This window comes from Sphingomonas panacisoli, assembly GCF_007859635.1.
Lineage (GTDB): Bacteria > Pseudomonadota > Alphaproteobacteria > Sphingomonadales > Sphingomonadaceae > Sphingomonas > Sphingomonas panacisoli.
Genome location: NZ_CP042306.1, coordinates 1,667,681 through 1,684,024 on the forward strand (window position 1 = coordinate 1,667,681; position 16,344 = coordinate 1,684,024).

The following is a 16,344-nucleotide window of genomic DNA, read 5'->3' on the forward strand; positions in this document are numbered from 1 at the left end:
ACTGTACGGACCGTTGCTTCATGAAAAAGATTGCCGCCTTCGCCGCCCTCGTCGCGCTGACCACCCCCGCCGTCGCCAACCCCGAATTCAACACGCCGGCCCCGGTCGCCTACATGGTCGATCTGTCGTCGAACGCGGTGCTGTATTCGAAGGACGCCGATCGCCGCATGCCGCCCGCGTCGCTGGCGAAGATGATGACGGTCTATGTCGTGTTCGACCTGATCAAGAAGGGCGAGCTGAGCGCCGACAAACAATTCACCGTGCGACCGGAGACCTGGAAAAAATGGCACGGTCCGCAGGCGGGCTCGACCATGTTCCTATCGGTCAACGAGAATGTCAGTGTCGATAACCTCCTGAAGGGTATCGTCACGCTGTCGGGCAACGACGCCTGCGTCGTGATGGCCGAAGGGATTTCGGGGACCGAACAGGCCTTCACCGACCGGATGAACGACGCCGCGAAGAAGCTCGGCCTGACCAACAGCCATTTCGGCACCTCGAACGGTTGGCCCGACAACGGCGCCACCTATGTCACCGCGCGCGATCTGGCGACGCTGGCGGCGGCGACGATCCGCGACTTCCCGGATCTCTACAAGCGCTACTACGCGCTCCCCAGCTTCACCTGGGGCAAGACGCTGGGCGCGGGCAAGGACATCGACCAGGCCAACCGCGACCCGCTGCTCGGCAACGTCAACGGCGCCGACGGCCTGAAGACCGGGCATACCGAAGAGGCCGGCTACAGCTTCACCGGCTCAGCGATGCAGAACGGACGGCGGCTGATCATGGTGATCGCCGGCCTCGACAGCTTCAACGGCCGCAAGGAAGAATCGATCAAGTTCATGAACTGGGGCTTCGGTGCGTGGAGCGCCAAGCCGATCGTGTCGAAGGGCAAGGAAGTCGCCAAGGCCGATGTCCAGCTGGGATCGTCGAGCACGGTCGGGCTGGTCGCCGCCGACAACCTCGCCGTGACGGTGCCGTCGGGCAGCAGCCCCAATATGACCGCGAGCGTGGTGTATGACGGCCCGCTCAAGGCGCCGATCAAGGCGGGCGACCATGTCGCCGACCTGATCGTCAAGACGCCGGGCATGACCGATCAGCGCTTCCCGCTCGTCGCGGCGAACGATGTCGGCCAGGCCGGCTTCTTCGGCCGTGCCTGGGCCGGGCTGATGCAGCTGTTCGGCGGCTAAGTATGCGCGGCCGCTTCCTGTCGATCGAGGGCGGCGAGGGCGCGGGCAAATCGACCCAGGTCCGCCGCCTCGCCGATGCGTTGCGCGCGCGTGGGATCGAGGTGATCGTGACGCGCGAACCGGGCGGCAGCGACGGGGCGGAAGCGATCCGCGACTTGCTCATGCAGGGCGCGGTCAACCGCTGGAGCGCACATACGGAGGCGTTGCTGTTCGCGGCCGCGCGCGCGGACCATGTCGAAAAGGTGATCCAGCCGGCGATCGGTGCCGGTACGTGGGTGATCTCCGACCGTTACGTCGATTCGTCGCGCGCTTACCAGGGCGTGGCAGGCGGAATCGATGACGCCGCGGTGCTGGCGCTGCACGGCTTCGGATCGCGGGGCTTGCTGCCCGATCGCACCCTCGTGCTGGAAGTACCGCCGGAGCTCGGCGCCGAACGCGCGTCCTCGCGCGACGGCGCGGGTGCCGATCGCTTCGCCGCGCGCGAGCGGGCATTTCACGAAGACGTCGCCGAGGCCTTTCGTCGCTTCGCCACGGCCGAGCCGGATCGCGTGCGGCTGATCGATGCGAGTGGCGATGCCGACACCGTCGCCGCTGCGCTGGAGGCCGAGCTCGCCGATCTGCTGCCATGACGTCACTCTATGGTAATGCATTGGCAAAGCAGGCTTTTGCTGCCGCGTTGGACGGCGGATCGCTTCATCATGCCTGGCTGTTCGCAGGGCCCGAAGGGGTCGGTAAGGCAAGCTTCGCGATGCTGGCGGCGCGGCGCGTGCTGGCCGGCGTCGGGCAACCTGACGACTTCTCGATGCCGGCCGACGACCGCACGCAGCATCTGATCGACGCCGGCGCGCATCCCGATTTTCGCAAGCTCGAACGCTTGCCCAAGGACGACAAGAAGCCCGACCAGGGCCTCGCACGGAGCATCACCGTCGCACAGGTCCGCGCGCTCGAGCCGTTCCTGGGGGTCAAGCCGACATATTCGGACCGCCGCGTCGTGCTGATCGATTCGGCCGACGATCTCGAACGCAACGGCGCCAATGCGCTGCTCAAGAATCTCGAGGAGCCGCCGCCCGGCACGGTTTTCCTGCTGGTCAGTCACGCACCGGGGCGCCTGTTGCCGACGATCCGTTCGCGGTGCCGGTTGCTACGGTTCGACGCGCTCGACGATGCCGATATGTGCGCGGCGTTGAGCGATGCGGGCGCGAAACCGAGCGAGATCGACGAGCTGGTCGGCGTGGGGCAGGGGTCGCCCGCACAGGCACTAGCGATGGCGGGGCTCGACGTCGCAGGCCTCGACAAGGCGCTGGGCGAACTGGCGAAGGGCGATCCGTCCAATGCCGTCCGCGCGCAACTGGCGAGCGCGTTGTCGCTCAAGGCCGCGCAGCCGCGCTACGAGGCGTTTCTCGACCGCGCTCCGCGTTTCATCGCCGATCACGCTCGTAACCGCACCGGTGAAGCGCTCCGCGCCGCGCTCGACGCCTATGACGCGGCGCGCAATCTGGCCGCCAGTGCGCTCGGCCTGTCGCTCGACGCACAAGGCACCGTGTTCGAAATGGGCGGGATCGTCGCCTCGCTGGCGAACCGTCGCTGACCGCGCTAGGGCAGGGTCATGGCCGACCCCTATTACATCACCACCGCGATCAGTTATCCCAACGGCCGCCCGCATATCGGGCATGCCTATGAAGCGATCGCCGCCGACGCGATCGCGCGGTACCATCGCCAGGCCGGGCGCGACGTTCGGTTCCAGACCGGCACTGACGAACACGGGCTGAAGATGGTCCAGACCGCGCGCGACCGCGGCGTCGAAACGCGCGCGCTGGCCGACGAGATGTCGGGCTATTTCAGGGAGATGGATGATCGTCTGAACATCTCCTACGATCGTTTCATCCGTACCGTCGAAGAGGATCACCACGCCGCGAGTCGCGCGATCTGGGAGGCGATGGCGGCAGCCGGCGACCTGTATCTCGATCGCTACGAGGGCTGGTATTCGGTCCGCGACGAGGCGTTCTACGATGAAAAGGAACTGGTCGATGGGGAAGGGGGCGCCAAGCTCTCGCCCCAGGGCACACCCGTCGAATGGACCGCGGAGGAAACGTGGTTTTTCCGTCTGTCGAAATATCAGCAGCCGTTGCTCGACCATTACGCCGCGCATCCGGAGTTCATCCAGCCCGACGCCCGCCGCAACGAGATCCTGCGCTTCGTCGAGGGTGGGCTGAGCGATCTGTCGGTTTCGCGCACCAGTTTCGACTGGGGCGTGAAGGTGCCGGGCAGCGACGGGCACGTCATGTATGTGTGGGTCGATGCGCTGACCAATTATCTGACGGGTGTGGGATATCCCACGTCGCTCGGCAAATACTGGCCGGCCGATCTGCACCTGATCGGCAAGGATATCGTGCGATTTCATGCGGTTTACTGGCCTGCCTTCCTGATGAGTGCGAAGATCGCGCTGCCCAAACAGGTGTTCGGCCACGGCTTCCTGCTCAATCGCGGGGAGAAAATGTCGAAGTCGGTCGGCAACGTCACCGACCCGATCGAACTGATCGACCGCTTCGGCGTCGATCCGCTGCGCTACTTCCTGCTGCGCGAGGTGTCGTTCGGGCAGGACGGCAGCTATTCCGAGGACGCCATCGTGACGCGGTGCAATGCGGACCTCGCCAACAATCTCGGCAATCTGGCGCAACGGTGCCTGTCGATCATCGCCAAGAACGGCGCGGCGGTGCCGGAAGCGGGCGAGGCGACGTCTGCCGAAGAGGAATTGGTAGAGCGCGTCCGCGCGGCCGAAGCGGAAATGCGGTCGGCAATGTCCGACTTGGCGCTCCACACAGCGTTGGAGGCGGTCTGGGCTGCATCGCGCGATGCAAACGTCTATTTCGCCGACCAGGCACCATGGAGCGTCCGCAAGACCGACCCGGCCCGCGCCGACACGATCCTCTATTACGCCGCAGAAGCCGTCCGCCGCATCGCGATCATGGCGCGCTGGGCGATCCCGGAAAGCGCCGACAAGCTGCTCGATCTGCTCGGACAGGGGGGCGATGTCCGCAACTTCGACGCGTTGAACCGGCCGATCGCGTCGGGAACGCCACTACCGGCGCCGAGCGGCGTGTTTCCGCGGCTGGAGATGGAGGCGGCATGAGGCTCGCCGACAGCCACTGCCATCTGAACTACAAAGGCCTCGCCGAGCAGCAGGCCGACGTGCTGGCGCGCGCCCGAGCGAACGGCGTCGTCGTAATGCTCAACATTTCGACCCGCGAGCGCGAATGGAACGACGTCATCGCCGTGGCCGAGCGCGAGCCCGACGTGTGGGCGACTGTAGGCATCCATCCGCACGAGGCGGACCAGCATCCCGACGTCGATACCGCCAAGCTGGTCGAGCGCGCCGCGCATCCGCGCGTCGTCGGGATCGGCGAGTCGGGGCTGGATTACTATTACGACCATTCCGATCGCGAGCGGCAGCGTGCGAGTTTTCGTGCGCATATCGCCGCCTGCCGCGAAACCGGTCTGCCGATCGTCGTCCATACGCGCGACGCCGAGGACGATACGATCGAAATTCTGCGCGGCGAGATGGGGAAGGGACGCTATCGCGGCGTCATCCATTGCTTCACGGCGAGCGGCGATTTCGCCGACAAGGCGCTGGATTTGGGACTTTATATCTCGATCTCGGGAATCGTCACATTCAAGAACGCCAAGGATCTGCAGGAAACCGCCGCCCGCCTGCCGCTCGATCGCCTCCTCATCGAAACCGACGCCCCCTTTCTCGCCCCGGTTCCCAACCGCGGCCAGACGGGCGAACCCGCATTCGTTGCCGATACCTGCCGCTTCCTGGCGCAACTGCGCGGCGAGGACGCCGACCAGCTGGCCGACACGACACGCGCCAACTTCCACGCACTGTTCGACAAAACCGTCGCATGAAGGTTCGCGTTCTCGGCTGCGGGACGTCGTCGGGCGTGCCGCGGATCGGCAATGACTGGGGGACGTGCGATCCCGACGAACCAAAGAACCGGCGGATGCGAGCGTCGATCCTGGTCGAGACCGCGACGACGCGCATCCTGGTCGATACCGGGCCGGACATGCGCGAGCAGCTGCTTGCGGCGGGCGTCGATCGCGTCGATGCGGTAATCTGGACCCACGATCATGCCGACCACACCCACGGCATCGACGACCTGCGCCAGATCTATCAAGCGATGCGCGCGCCCGTGCGCGGCTTTGCGCGACCAACGACCGCGGCGATCCTACGCGACCGGTTTGCGTACGTGTTCGCCGGCATGGACGGCTATCCGCCGACCGTCGCGCTGGAGGAATTGCCCGATCGGTTGACGATCGGCGACATCGCGATCAGCGTCGTCGATCAGCCGCACGCCAACATCACCTCGGCCGGTCTGCGCTTCGACGCGGACGGCGCTTCGATCGGTTATGCTACCGATTTCAATGTTATGACCGACAATATGCAGATGCAATATCAAGGCCTCGACGTCTGGATCGTCGATGTCCTGCGTCGCCATCCACACCCCAGTCATCCCCATCTTGCAGAGGCATTGCCCTGGATCGCCAGCCTTGCGCCCGGGCGAACGATATTGACCCATCTCGACCAGTCGATGGACTATGCGAACTTGCTGAGCGAACTGCCCCCAGCGTCGAACCCGGCTATGACGGGCTGGAAATCGAGGTCGGACGATGAGCGATCAGACGGGAAATGCGATCTTCTATGCGCTGCTGCTGATCCTGCCGCTGTCTGCATTGTTCGCGCGGCGCATGCCGCTGGGGCGCGTCACCGTGATGGCGCTCGCGTGGATCGGTATCTTCGCGACGGGTCTGGCGATCGTCGCGTTGGTCAACCGCAACGAGTGGCTCGTGTCGGGCGCGCGCGAATTGTTCTACGGCCGCGATCAGTCGGTCGTCGGCAACGAAGTGCGTATCCAGATGGCGCAGGACGGCCATTTCTATGCACGCGCAACGATCAACGGCACCGAACGCGTGTTGCTGGTCGACAGCGGCGCGAGTTTCACCAGTCTGTCGGCGGATACCGCGGCCGCCGCGAAAATCGCACTTGATCCGACAGAGCCCAAAATCCCGCTCGATACGGCGAATGGTCAGGTCATGGCGCAGCCGGCATCGATTGGCGAACTTCGTGTCGGCGGCATCACGGCGCGCGATGCGCCGGCGGTCGTGTCGGAAGCGTTCGGCGATCAGAACATGCTGGGGATGAGTTTTCTGTCCAAGCTCAAATCCTGGCGGGTCGAGGGGAAGATACTCATACTCACCCCCGCACAGGAATAGATTTTACATAATGTATATTATCAATCTGACATGTGGTGCGATAGGGGGTCTCCCCCTTCGATGAACGCCACCGGAATCGACCGCCTCGTCGCGATCATGGCGCGGTTACGCGATCCCGATCGCGGTTGCGAATGGGACACGGTCCAAACGTTCGCGACGATCGCGCCATATACGATCGAGGAAGCCTATGAAGTCGCCGACGCGATCGAGCGCGCCGACATGGCCGACCTCAAGGACGAACTCGGCGACTTGCTGCTTCAGGTCGTGTTCCACGCGCGCATGGCCGAGGAAGCCGGCGATTTCGCGTTGAACGACGTCGTCGAGGCGATCTGCGACAAGATGGAGCGCCGCCACCCGCATATATTCGGCGACGCGGCCGAAGGCGGCCATTATCTGTGGGAGCAGATCAAGGCCGACGAGCGCGGTGCCAAGGGTGCCGACAGCGCGCTGGACGGCGTCGCAATCGGCCTGCCGGCGTTGCTGCGCGCCGAAAAGCTCCAAAAGCGCGCGGCGCGAACGGGCTTCGACTGGCCCGACCCAAACGGCGCCCGAGCCAAGATCGACGAGGAACTCGCCGAGGTCGAGGCGGCAACCGACGATGAGCATCGCGCGGAGGAAATCGGCGACCTGCTGTTCGCCGTCGTCAATTGGTCGCGTAAGCTCGGCGTCGATCCCGAAGTCGCCTTGCGCGCGGCCAACGCCAAGTTCGAACGACGATTCCGCCACATGGAAACCGAGGCCGGCGACGCCTTCGCCGCGCTGGATCTCGAGGCCAAGGAACACCTTTGGGTACGCGCGAAGGCCAAGCCCCTGCCCTGACAGAACGCCCAGTTCGTGCTCTGTTCCCTTATCGCTGCTCGAAGCGATCGTAATCCGCGGGCGACATGCGCACGTCGTAGATCGCCGTATCACCCTGGGTATCGCTGCCCAGCACTTCACCATGCTGATGCAGCCAGGCGGCCGCAGCACCGTCGCCGGCGTCGAGCCGGATCGTGTAGCGCCGGTGGCCCGCGGTCAGCTTCGCCGCCACTTCTCGAACGAGGACATCCACCCCTTCCCCGGTCATCGCGGATAGCGCCACGACATCGTCGCGCCGTGCCGCATCGGCCGTCGCGTCTGCGCGGGCGTCGTCGTCGAGCAGATCGAGCTTGTTCCACGCCTCGAACCGCGGTGTCGTTTCCGACACGCCGATCTCGGCCAACACGGATTCGACGTCGGCCCGCTGCGCCTCGGTATCCGGATGCGCGATGTCGCGGACATGGATCAGCAGGTCGGCCGACACGACCTCTTCGAGCGTCGCCTTGAACGCCGCGACCAATTGCGTCGGCAGTTCGGACACGAATCCCACGGTGTCCGACAAGATCGCCTTGTCGATTCCCGGCAACGAAATCTGCCGGAGAGTCGGATCGAGCGTCGCGAACAGCAGGTCTTCCGCCATGACGTCAGCACCGGTCAGGCGATTGAACAGCGTGGACTTTCCGGCGTTGGTGTAGCCGACGAGCGCAATGATCGGCCACGGTGCACGCTGACGGCGATCGCGGTGGAGGCCACGCGTACGGCTGACCTGATCGAGTTCCTTGCGGAGCCGCGCCATGCGGTCGCGGATCAAGCGCCGGTCGGCTTCGATCTGGGTTTCGCCCGGGCCGCCGAGGAAGCCGAAGCCGCCGCGCTGGCGTTCGAGGTGAGTCCAACTCCGCACCAGCCGGCCGGCCTGATAGTCGAGATGCGCGAGTTCGACTTGCAGCCGCCCTTCCGCGGTCGCGGCGCGCTCGCCGAAGATTTCCAGGATCAGCCCGGTGCGGTCGATTACCTTGGCTTCGAGCGCGGTTTCGAGGTTGCGTTGCTGGACCGGCGTCAGCGAGCCGTCGATCACAACCAGCCCCGCTTCCTCCATTCGCACCTGCGCGGCAAGCTGCTCGACTTGCCCCGATCCGATCAGCGTCGCGGGCTTGGGCGCGCGGACACGGAAAGCGATCTTCTCGACCACCTCGACGCCGATCGCCAACGCAAGCCCCGCCGTCTCCGCGAGCCGGGCATCGGCATCGCGGCTGGCATTGCCCTGATCGGGCAGCACGACGATCGCCCTCGCCCCGCGGGCGAAGTCGTCGCGATCACGTTCGAATCCCGTGGTCAATCTTCGGTCGAATCGCTTGAATCTTCGGCCAAATTCAGCGGACGCGACGGCTGAATGGTCGACACGGCATGCTTGTAGACCAATTGTGCCATGCCTTCGCGTTCGAGCAGCATACAGAACAGGTCGAACGACGCGATATGTCCCTGGAGCATGACGCCGTTGACCAGGAACATCGTCACGCTGTCCTCGGACTTGCGAACGGCGTTCAGGAAGATTTCCTGGAGCAAAAGCGCCTTTTTCTGCGCTTCGCCCACGGCATCGACGATCGCGCCGATATCGATCGGGTTCGACGGCATGATGGTCGAAATGGCATGCTTGTAGATCAGCTGCGACTGACCGTCGCGGCGCAGCAGCACGCTGAAATTGTCGAACCACGTGACGATGCCCTGCAGCTTGACGCCCTTGACGAGGAACATCGTCACCGGGGTCTTCGATTTGCGCAGCGCGTTGAGGAAAAGGTCCTGAAGCGAAGTCTGTTTTTCGGCCATTATTCGGTCCTTGGTCTTGGCGGGCCCTCCCCCGCTAGGCGCCGTTTTCCGGCGTCGAACACGTGCGCCCGTTCGGCGCCCGCGCTACCAATGTATGGTGACGCGGCCGTTACGTCCAGCGCAGGAAAATCAGTCTTCGCGGCTGTCGGTGATACCGAGCAGCTTGAGCTTTCTGTGCAAGGCGGAGCGTTCCATGCCGATGAAGGTCGCGGTGCGCGAAATGTTGCCCGAAAAGCGCCGGATCTGGACGCGGAGATACTCGCGTTCGAACGTCTCGCGGGCTTCGCGCAAGGGGGCGCCCATCATCGCCGACGCGCCGACGCCGTCGCCGTTCCCGCCCAAAACCTCCGCAGGAAGCAGATCCACATCAATCCGGCCAATCCGGTCGCCTGGGGCGAGGATGATGGTGCGTTCGACGACGTTGCGGAGCTGGCGGACATTGCCCGGCCATTCGTAGCTCTGGAGCGCGACCATCGCGTCGTCGGCGACCTCGGGCGTCGGGACGCGGCGCTCGCTGGCATAATGCGCGACGAAATGCTCGACCAGCGACGGAATGTCCTCGCGGCGATCGGTCAGCGGTGGGATCGTGACGGGCACGACGTTGAGGCGGTAATAGAGGTCCTCGCGGAATCGACCTTCGGCGATTTCCTCGGTCAAGTCGCGCGCGGTCGCGGAGACCACGCGGACGTCGACCTTGACCATCCGCTGGCCACCGACACGCGTGAAGCTCTGATCGGTCAGCACGCGCAGGATGCGGCCCTGCGTCGCGACCGGCATGTCGGCGATCTCGTCGAGGAACAACGTGCCGCCGTGCGCCTGTTCGAGCAGGCCGGTACGGACCAGATCGCCATTCTCCTCGACGCCGAACAGCTCCTCCTCGACCCGCTCCGGGGTCATCCGCGCCGCGCTGACGATGACGAACGGTCCCTGCGCGCGCTGGCTCCAGCTGTGCAGCAGCCGCGCGGCGACTTCCTTGCCGACACCGGCCGAGCCCATGATCAGCACGCGGCTGCCGGTGCCGGCGACGCGCTTCAACGTGGCGCGGACGGTGTTGATGGCGGCGGAATTGCCGGTGAGGTCGGTGTCGCGACCGATCGAGGCGCGCAGCGACGCGACTTCCTGGCGCAACCGCTCGGTCTCGGTCGCACGCGCCACCATCAGCAGCAGACGGTCGGCGTTGAACGGCTTTTCGATGAAATCGACCGCCCCGCGACGAATCGCGGCGACCGCGGTGTCGAGATTGCCGTGACCGGAAATCACGAGCACCGGGATCGACGGATCGCGCCGCTTGATCTCGTCGAGCAGATCGAGCCCGTCGAGCCGCGAGCCCTGCAGCCACACATCGAGCAGCACCAGACTGGGGCGCCGCACCGCGATCGCCTCGAGCGCAGCATCGCTGTCGCCGGCGGCGCGGGTCTCGTACCCTTCGTCCTGGAGCACGCCCGCGACGAGTTCGCGAATGTCCTGCTCGTCGTCGACGACGAGAATATCGAGGCTCATGGTTTCTGTCCGGTTCTGGTGAGCATGGCGAGTGCGCCCTCGCCCTGGCTGGTTTCTGTCAGTTCTGGGCCGTCTTCGAGCATTGCCTGAAGCGCTGCGGTATCGAACACGATCGTGACGACGGTGCCGCCGCCCGGCCGGTCGGCGAAGGCGATGGTGCCGCAATGTTCCTCGATGATCTTCTTGACGATCGCGAGGCCCAGGCCGGTGCCGCGCGCGCGGGTCGTCATATAGGGCTCGACGATGCGGTCGCGCTCGACGGGTAGGCCGATGCCATCGTCAGCGACTTCGACGGTCGCGTCGCGTTCGCCGAGCGCCAGCGTTACCGCGACCATGCCGGCCAATCCTTCGCCGCGCGCCTCGATCGCCTCGACCGCGTTCTTGACAATATTGGTCAGCGCCTGGCCGATCTGGCGACGGTCGCACACCAGCGGCAGCGTGTCGGGCGCCGACAGCGAGAAGCGGATCGCCGGGTGCGCGACTTCGTGCAGGAACAGGGCCTGGCGCGTCAGGTCGATCAAGGATTCCTGATGGAATACCGGCTTGGGCATGCGCGCGAACGACGAGAATTCGTCGACCATCCGGCGCAGATCGCCGACCTGCCGGACGATCGTGTCGGTCAACTGGCCGAAAATCGTGTCGCCTTCCTCGATCGCCTTGCCATAGCGACGCTGGAGTCGCTCGGCGGCGAGTTGGATCGGGGTCAGCGGGTTCTTGATCTCGTGCGCGATGCGGCGGGCGACGTCGGACCAGGCGGCGCGGCGCTGGTCGAGCAATTGCTGGGTGATGTCATCGAAGGTCAGCACGCGCCCGTCATCGTCGGCGGTAACGCGCACCGCGAGCGTGCGCTTCTCTCCAGCGGCGGTGAGCTCCACGATCCCCTCGCGTGCGTCGCCCGCAAGCATTTCGGCAAGGTCGGGCGAAATGTCGTCGAGTTGCGCCCCGACCGCCGTTTCTTCTTCGAGCTTGAGGAGGTTCGCCGCCGACGCGTTGATCAGCCGGATCGCGCCGTCGCCGCCGACCGAAATGACACCGGCGCTGACCCCCGACATCACCGCCTCGATAAGCGCGCGGCGGCTCTCGAGCGCGCCGGTCTGGGCAGCGAGACGACTGGTCATCGCGTTGAACGCGCGGGCGAGTGTACCGACTTCGTCCTCGGCGCGCGGATCGGGTACGCGCGCGGTAAGATCGCCGTCCGCAACGCGCCGCGCCGCGCCGACCAATTGGTTGACCGGCCGCACCAGCCGATCGGCGACCACAAGCGCGATCCAGACGGCGATCGCGATGATCAGCAGCGATATGACGAGCAGCGCAGCATTGAACTGCAGCTGGATCGCGCGCGACCTGGCGCGGAGCCCGTTATAGTCGGCCACGGTGCGGTTGGCCAAAGTGAGCCGCTTGGCCATCTCGGCCGCGCCGCCCTCGCGCGTCGAATACAGCAACAGATTCGTGTCGGGGATGACGGCCAGCGAATAAGTGCGTTGGCTGTTGGTGCCGCGCACCGGCTGGCCGGCCGCGACCCGTTTCACGTCTTCCGGCAGGATCTTGTCTTCGAACTGATCCGAATTGACGACGCGATCGCGGAACAGGATTTTCCCGTCCGGCTCGACCGAGAAGATGATCGAATTGGACAGGCTGCGCTGATAGACATCGCGTAAGTAGTTTTCGTGGAAATCCGGACTGCCGACCGCCCATTTCTTGGTGAAGATCATCAGGTTGATGTCGCTGGCCATCGCGACATTCTCTTTGTCGACATAGCTGACCAGCTCGCTGTACGACGCTTCGGCCAGGTTCTTACTGTTCTCGATGACGTCGCGAACGCGGCCCGACGACCAGAATTCGGCGCCGTATTGGAACAGGACCGACGCAATCACCGCAAGCAGGATGGTCGGCACGCTGGCCAGGATCGAGAAGATCGCGACGAGGCGGACGTGCAGCTGCGCGCGGCCGCGAGCGTCGGAAATGACCGAGCGGCGCCGCGCGATACGGCGACCGAACAGCACGATCAGGCTGCCACAGCAAACGAGGTTGGCGACCAACAGGCTCGCGACGAGTGGTGGCGTCAGCAGCTGTTGCGGCGCCTGTCCGCCGCGGACGATAAAATAGGTGGCGATGGCAACGCCAATGGCGAGCGCGAGCAGCCCGAGCTCGATCGCGGGATTGATCCGAAGGCGCCGGCCCCAGATGCGGGGGTCTCGGCGGTGGTCGCCTCACCATTCATCGTTGCAGGATTACAACGCGTTTGTGGCCGAGAAAACACATAATTAAGGCTAAGTGTCGCGCTTAGGCCTCATTCTGCCGCACCGTCCACGTCGATTTCGAGCGTATCAAGCCGCTTCCGCAACGTGTTGCGATTGATCCCCATCGCGCGGGCGGCGCGCAGTTGATTGCCGCCATGACGCGCGAGCATCGCTTCGATCAGCGGCCGCTCCACCTCGGAAATGATCCGTTCGTAGAGCGTGCCGTCGTCGATCCCGCGTGGGTCTTCGCGGGCCAGCCGGTCGATCCGCGCGCGGACGGCCGCGTCGAGACTGACATCGCTCGGCGTGGATACGCCGGTCGGCGTTCCCAACATGACGCTAAGCTCGCTCGCGCCGATCACTTCGTCGCGGCTCAACACGGCCAGGCGGCGCATAATGTTTTCGAGTTCGCGGACGTTGCCGGGCCAGTCGTACGTCTCGAGCGCACGCACCGCCGCTTCGTCGAGGCGTTTGCGCGGCAAACCCTGCTCCGCCGCGCGATCGAGGAAGTGCCGGGCGAGCAACGCGATGTCCTGACGCCGCTCGCGCAACGACGGCAGCGCGACGGGAACGACGTTGAGACGATAAAACAAGTCTTCGCGGAAATGGCCCGATTGGACCAGCGAATCGAGGTCGCGGTTGGTCGCCGCCACAATCCGCACGTCGGCCTTGATCGTTCGCGCACCCCCGACCGTCGTGAACTCGCCCGACTGCAGGACGCGCAGCAGGCGTGTCTGCGCCTCGACCGGCATGTCGCCGATCTCGTCGAGGAACAATGTCCCGCCGGCCGCCTGTTCGAAGCGGCCGGCGGTGCGGGCTTGCGCGCCGGTGAAGGCACCGCGTTCGTGTCCGAACAGTTCCGCTTCGATCAATTCGCGCGGGATCGCGGCCATATTGATCGCCAGGAACGGCGCATTCCGACGCGGCCCGAGATCGTGGATCGCGCGCGCGACGAGTTCCTTGCCGGTGCCGGATTCGCCCGAGATCATCACGGTCAGGTCGTTGGAAATGACACGCGCGATGACGCGATAGACGTCCTGCATCGCCGGCGACCGCCCGATCAGCGGCAACGCGCGGTCCTCGGCATCGACGGGATCGCTTTCGCCAGCCCCGCGCCTCGCGAGCGCGCCATCGACCGCGCGGGTCAGGTCGTCGAGATCGAACGGCTTGGGCAGATAATCATACGCGCCCACCTCGGTCGCGCGCACCGCCGTGGTCAGCGTGTTCTGCGCCGACAGGACGATCACCGGCAATTGCGGATAGGCCTCGGCCAGGCCGGCGACCATGTCGAGCCCATTGCCGTCTGGCAGCACCACGTCGCTGATCACGACATCGGGGATGTTGATCCGCAGTTCGCGATTGAACTCCGCCAGGCTCGCCGTGACCGTGACGCTATGCCCCGCGCGCCGCAGCGCGTGCGACACGACGGTGCGGATCGCCGCGTCGTCGTCGAGGACCAGAATGTTGCCGGTGCGGCTCATTCGCCCCTCGCCAGCAGGATACGGAACACAGTCATTTCGGGCGCCCCCTCGCGCGCATATTGCACTACGCCGCCCATGTCGCGGACCAGCTTCTCGACCAAGGCGAGGCCAAGCCCCTGCCCTTCGGGCTTGCCCGACACGAACGGATTGAACAGGTGATCGGCGATATCGGCGGGTGCGCCGGGTCCGTTGTCCGCAATGCACAGTTCGATCGGCAAGCGACGACGGGGCTGACCGGGCCCCGCATCGACCGCCAGCCCGTGGCGGTACGCCGTGCTGATCAGAATACGCGGCGCCTTGACGTCATCGAGCGCTTCGGCGGCGTTTTTCAACAGGTTGATCAAAATCTGCAGCAACGCATCGCGGTCGATCAACACCGGCGGCAGCGAAGGGTCGAAGCTCTCCTCGATGCTGACATGGCGCGCGAAGCCGGTCTGCGCGACACGACGGGCATGATCCAGCAAGGGGTAGATATTTGCGGGCTCGGTGGTCAATGGCCGGCGATCGGTGAAGTCCTGCATCTTGTCGATCAGCGCGGCGATGCGATCGACCTCGGTCGTGATCAGCGAGGTCAGTTCCTCCCCCGCCCCCTCGCCTGCCAGCAACTGCGCAGCGCCGCGAATACCCGACAGCGGGTTCTTGATTTCGTGCGCCAGCATCGCCGCCGCACCGATCGCCGCGCGCGCGCCGCCCCGCTCGGCAGATTGCCCGACACGACGCGAGTCGCCCGACGGATGCAGCGCGATCGCACGCCAGCCGGGCCGGTCGGCGATCGCTGTGTCGTAATAATCCACCCGCAGCCGGCCGGTGCGATCGGTGCCGATATCGATGTCGAACGCAGATACCGCGCGGCCATCTCCGGCATTCGGCGGCGACTTTAGCACGCTGTCCAACGGCATCATCCGCATCGCACGTTCGGATAGATTGAGCAGCACCTCGCATTCGCCATTGGCACTGGCGACGCGTCCCGCCGGGTCGATTACCAGGATCGCGATCGGCAGTCCCGCGAACAGTTCCGCGAAACTCGGCGCATCCCGCGCCTCAAGCGGCAGCGCGGTGTCGCCAGGGGGCATAGAATTCGGCGAGCATCGCCTTGACCCGGTTGGGATCGGCTTCCTGGTTGACGGTGTTGCGGAACGCCGCCGAACCATCGAGACCCTTTGTGTACCAGCCGATATGCTTGCGCATCATGTTGACGCCGACTTCGATGCCGTAGTGCGCGAGCATTTCGTCATAATGCCCTGCAATCACGTCATATTGCTCGCCGATCGTCGGATCGTCGATCGTCCGACCCGACGACAGGTGTGCCATCACCTGGTTGAGCAACCAGGGACGCCCATAAGACCCGCGCCCGATCATCACGCCGTCGGCACCCGATTGCGCGAGCGCGGTGTCGGCGTCCTCGGGCGAGCAAATGTCGCCGTTGACGATAACCGGGATCGTCACCGCTTCCTTGACCGAGCGGACAAACGCCCAGTCGGCCTCGCCTTTGTACATCTGGTTGCGCGTGCGGCCATGGACGGTAACCATCTGGCAGCCCAGGCTCTCGGCAATGTGCGCAAGCTCGGGAGCGTTCAGGCTGTCGAGATCCCACCCCATCCGCATCTTGAGCGTGACGGGCACTTTCACCGCCTTCACGCACGCATCGACGATCGCGCTCGCCAGCTTCAGGTCCCGCATCAGCGCCGACCCGGCATCGCCATTGGTCACCTTGCGGACCGGGCAGCCCATGTTGATGTCGACGATCGCCGCGCCCTTGTCCTCGGCGAGCTTGGCCGCTTCGCCCATCTCGTAGGGCGTGCAGCCGACGAGTTGCATCGACACCGGCTCCTCGATCGCGTCCCACATCGCCTTCTGGATCGACTGGCGCGTTTCGCGGATCGCGGCCTGGCTGGCGATCATCTCGGTAACGTTGAGCCCCGAACCGAAGCGGCGCACGAGGCGACGGAACGGCAAATCGCTCACGCCTGTCATCGGCGCGAGGATCACGGGGGTCTCGATCCGGACCGGACCGACCTGGATGGGGGCGAGTTTGCTCATGTGCCT

At 65.2% G+C, this 16,344-nt stretch carries 14 protein-coding genes and 1 pseudogene; 8 read left to right on the forward strand and 7 right to left on the reverse strand.

What is annotated here, in order from left to right:
* The first annotated feature begins 20 nt into the window (after positions 1–20).
* The 8 genes and pseudogenes from FPZ24_RS08530 (at position 21) to mazG (ending at position 7,274) form a co-directional block, all read left to right on the forward strand.
* The gene (locus FPZ24_RS08530; RefSeq protein ID WP_146571071.1) at positions 21–1,184 is read left to right on the forward strand and encodes a D-alanyl-D-alanine carboxypeptidase family protein; all 1,164 of its coding nucleotides are present in this window, start codon (positions 21–23) and stop codon (positions 1,182–1,184) included.
* 2 nt (positions 1,185–1,186) lie between these two features.
* A complete protein-coding gene (gene tmk / locus FPZ24_RS08535; protein ID WP_146571073.1) occupies positions 1,187–1,813 on the forward strand; it encodes a dTMP kinase in 627 nt (208 codons plus the stop codon).
* On the forward strand, positions 1,810–2,772 hold the full coding sequence (locus FPZ24_RS08540) for a DNA polymerase III subunit delta' (protein ID WP_146571075.1): 963 nt from the start codon (positions 1,810–1,812) through the stop codon (positions 2,770–2,772). The genes tmk and FPZ24_RS08540 overlap by 4 nt, the downstream gene beginning before the upstream one ends.
* Positions 2,773–2,790: 18 nt before the next feature.
* Positions 2,791–4,314: a methionine--tRNA ligase gene (gene metG / locus FPZ24_RS08545; protein WP_146571077.1), complete on the forward strand. Its 1,524-nt coding sequence runs from the start codon at positions 2,791–2,793 to the stop codon at positions 4,312–4,314.
* Positions 4,311–5,090 carry a TatD family hydrolase gene (locus tag FPZ24_RS08550; protein WP_146571080.1) on the forward strand — a complete coding sequence of 260 codons (780 nt, stop codon included), beginning with the start codon at positions 4,311–4,313 and terminating at the stop codon, positions 5,088–5,090. The genes metG and FPZ24_RS08550 overlap by 4 nt, the downstream gene beginning before the upstream one ends.
* Positions 5,087–5,856, forward strand: a pseudogene (locus FPZ24_RS08555) (MBL fold metallo-hydrolase). The gene FPZ24_RS08550 and the pseudogene FPZ24_RS08555 overlap by 4 nt, the downstream one beginning before the upstream one ends.
* A complete protein-coding gene (locus FPZ24_RS08560) occupies positions 5,853–6,455 on the forward strand; it encodes a retropepsin-like aspartic protease family protein (RefSeq protein ID WP_146571082.1) in 603 nt (200 codons plus the stop codon). The pseudogene FPZ24_RS08555 and the gene FPZ24_RS08560 overlap by 4 nt, the downstream one beginning before the upstream one ends.
* Before the next feature lie 60 nt (positions 6,456–6,515).
* On the forward strand, positions 6,516–7,274 hold the full coding sequence (gene mazG, locus FPZ24_RS08565) for a nucleoside triphosphate pyrophosphohydrolase (protein WP_146571084.1): 759 nt from the start codon (positions 6,516–6,518) through the stop codon (positions 7,272–7,274).
* A 28-nt stretch (positions 7,275–7,302) separates the two neighbouring features.
* Here the strand turns inward: mazG and hflX are convergent, their stop codons facing one another.
* The 7 genes from hflX to dusB form a co-directional block, all read right to left on the reverse strand.
* Positions 7,303–8,589 carry a GTPase HflX gene (hflX, locus tag FPZ24_RS08570; protein WP_146571086.1) on the reverse strand — a complete coding sequence of 429 codons (1,287 nt, stop codon included), beginning with the start codon at positions 8,587–8,589 and terminating at the stop codon, positions 7,303–7,305.
* The gene (hfq, locus tag FPZ24_RS08575) at positions 8,586–9,077 is read right to left on the reverse strand and encodes an RNA chaperone Hfq (RefSeq protein ID WP_146571088.1); all 492 of its coding nucleotides are present in this window, start codon (positions 9,075–9,077) and stop codon (positions 8,586–8,588) included. Before hfq ends, hflX begins: the two co-directional genes overlap by 4 nt.
* A gap of 129 nt (positions 9,078–9,206) precedes the next feature.
* Complete coding sequence (ntrX, locus tag FPZ24_RS08580) at positions 9,207–10,577, reverse strand: nitrogen assimilation response regulator NtrX (RefSeq protein ID WP_146571090.1); 1,371 nt, start codon at positions 10,575–10,577, stop codon at positions 9,207–9,209.
* Positions 10,574–12,763: a sensor histidine kinase NtrY-like gene (locus FPZ24_RS08585; RefSeq protein WP_146571092.1), complete on the reverse strand. Its 2,190-nt coding sequence runs from the start codon at positions 12,761–12,763 to the stop codon at positions 10,574–10,576. Before FPZ24_RS08585 ends, ntrX begins: the two co-directional genes overlap by 4 nt.
* Positions 12,764–12,867: 104 nt before the next feature.
* Positions 12,868–14,298 carry a nitrogen regulation protein NR(I) gene (gene ntrC / locus FPZ24_RS08590; protein WP_146571094.1) on the reverse strand — a complete coding sequence of 477 codons (1,431 nt, stop codon included), beginning with the start codon at positions 14,296–14,298 and terminating at the stop codon, positions 12,868–12,870.
* Complete coding sequence (locus FPZ24_RS08595; protein ID WP_146571096.1) at positions 14,295–15,371, reverse strand: two-component system sensor histidine kinase NtrB; 1,077 nt, start codon at positions 15,369–15,371, stop codon at positions 14,295–14,297. The genes ntrC and FPZ24_RS08595 overlap by 4 nt, the downstream gene beginning before the upstream one ends.
* The gene (dusB, locus tag FPZ24_RS08600) at positions 15,340–16,338 is read right to left on the reverse strand and encodes a tRNA dihydrouridine synthase DusB (protein WP_146571098.1); all 999 of its coding nucleotides are present in this window, start codon (positions 16,336–16,338) and stop codon (positions 15,340–15,342) included. Before dusB ends, FPZ24_RS08595 begins: the two co-directional genes overlap by 32 nt.
* Positions 16,339–16,344: the final 6 nt, after the last annotated feature.